This window comes from Nonomuraea cypriaca (genome assembly GCF_015645445.1).
Classification (GTDB): Bacteria; Actinomycetota; Actinomycetes; order Streptosporangiales; family Streptosporangiaceae; genus Nonomuraea; species Nonomuraea cypriaca.
Genome location: NZ_JADOGI010000487.1, coordinates 1 through 1,914, shown reverse-complemented (window position 1 = coordinate 1,914; position 1,914 = coordinate 1). Strand labels below are relative to the sequence as shown.

Genomic DNA, 1,914 nt, shown 5'->3' with positions numbered 1-1,914 from the left:
GGTGGCGCGCGGTGGGGGCGTCGTCCGTCTGGGGGCGGTGTTCGTGCGGCTCGGGCGGGGGGTGGTGGCGTCGGCGGGGTCGGGTTCTTCGCTCTGCGTCTCGGGTGGCGGCATGAGGATCGCGCCGGGCCCCGGCGGCAGGCGCCCGCCCGACATCACGAGCGCGATCGCCACCGCGACCACCGTCGCGCCCGCGACCCAGAGGTGCGGTGGCAGCCTGGGCATCCGCGACATCCGGTCCCGGAGGGTCGCCGTGGCGCCGGCCGGGTGGTCGGTCCTGGCCAGCGGGAAGCGGAGCGCGAGCAGGGTGGCCAGCTCTGCCAGGTGCCGCCGCCCGCGCTTCTCCCAGTCGGGGCCGTACCCGGCGACCGCGTCCTCCTCCAACTCCGCGGCGAACTGCCCGGCCGAGGCGTACCTGGCCGCGGGGTCCTTGGCCATCCCCCGCTTGAGCAGGTCGCGCAGCGTGTCGGGGGCGACCTCGATCGGGACCGGCTCGACCAGGTGCTTGTCCCGCAGCGCGGGAACGTCCAGCTCCGCGTCCTCTTTGTGCGCCCGGTAGGGCGGCCGTCCCTTGACCGCCTCGAACAACACGCACGCGGCCGCGTACAGATCCGCCGGCGGCCCGGCCCGGTCCTGTGTCCACAGCTCGGGGGACATGTACTCGGGGCTGCCCGCGGGCACGCCCGGCTCCTCCGCGTGCACGACGACGCCGAAGTCCGCCAGCTTGCTGGTGCCGTCGGCTTGGACGAGGACGTTCTCCGGCTTGACGTCGCGGTGCGGCACACCCCGTTCGTGGACCGCGGCCAGCGCCAGGAGCGTGCTCTTGAGCACGGCCAGCGCCGCCTCGGGGCTGGTCCGGCCGTGCTCGGTCAGTAACGTACGCAGCGACACGCCGTCCACGAGTTCCATGACGATGGCGGCCCTGGTGGCGGTCTCGACGTACTCGTAGCACCTGACCACGTTCGGGTCGTCGATCTCGACCAGCTCGTGGGTCTCGGCCCGGAAGCGGTCCATGAACTCGGTGTCCCTGCGCAGCGTGGCGTTCAGGTACTTGATCGCCACGTAGGCGCCCGTCGACTGGTAGGTGGCGAGGAACACGCGACCGGTACGGCCGGCGCCGAGCTGGCGTACTTCACGGTAACCAGGGACCAAGTCCAACCCCCACAAGGAAGCCGTCTTCCGATTCGACGGTCTCACCCGGGGTGTGGGTTGTCACGACTGGAGATATTTCGCCGTACGTCATCCCCAAATAACGCTACGTGGCGGATGATCTCCGGATGACACCGCGCCTCACTGCGGGAGCGACGCGTACGCGGCCTGCAGCAGGCGGATGCCGCGCAGGTTGCCGGTGACGGCGCCGGCCATCTTGTTCATGACGTACGCGATGGCCAGGCCGCGCTCAGGATCGCCGATGCCGATCGAGCCGCCCATGCCCGAGTGCCCGAACGCGGTCGGCGACGGCGTCACGAACGTCATCGACGGCCGCATGTAACCGAGCCCGAAGGAGGTGTTCAACAACAGGACGCGGTCGGGGCCGTTCACGCGGGGCTGGAGGGCGTTCCGCAGCGTTTCCTGTCGCAGCAGGTCGCCGGCGATCAGCGCGCGGTAGAACCCGGCCAGCCCGCGCGCCGTGGTGACGACCCCGGCGGCGGGCCAGCCGGCGCGCAGGATGACGGGGTTGTTCGCGCCGCCGGGGAGCAGCCGCATGCTCGGGTTGCCGAGCGCCCGGTTCATCAGGCTCCCGGGATCGAGCGCAGCACGCGCCATCTCGGCCAGCACGTCCCCCGCCCCACCACCGCCGGGCCGCGCACTCCCATCGGGAGCACCGGCTCCATCGGAAGCACCGGCTGCGGCGGGAGCACCGGCTGCGGCGGGAGCGCCGGTCCCGGTGGAAGGTTGCGTGGCTTCAACGGG

2 protein-coding genes are annotated in these 1,914 nt (G+C 72.0%); both read right to left on the bottom strand.

The window, feature by feature from the left end:
• A partial coding sequence (locus ITP53_RS55105) for a serine/threonine-protein kinase (RefSeq protein ID WP_195903440.1) occupies positions 1-1,158 on the bottom strand: 1,158 nt, incomplete at its 3' end.
• 132 nt (positions 1,159-1,290) lie between these two features.
• Positions 1,291-1,914: serine hydrolase domain-containing protein (locus ITP53_RS55100; RefSeq protein ID WP_195903439.1), on the bottom strand; the 624-nt coding region annotated here is incomplete at its 5' end.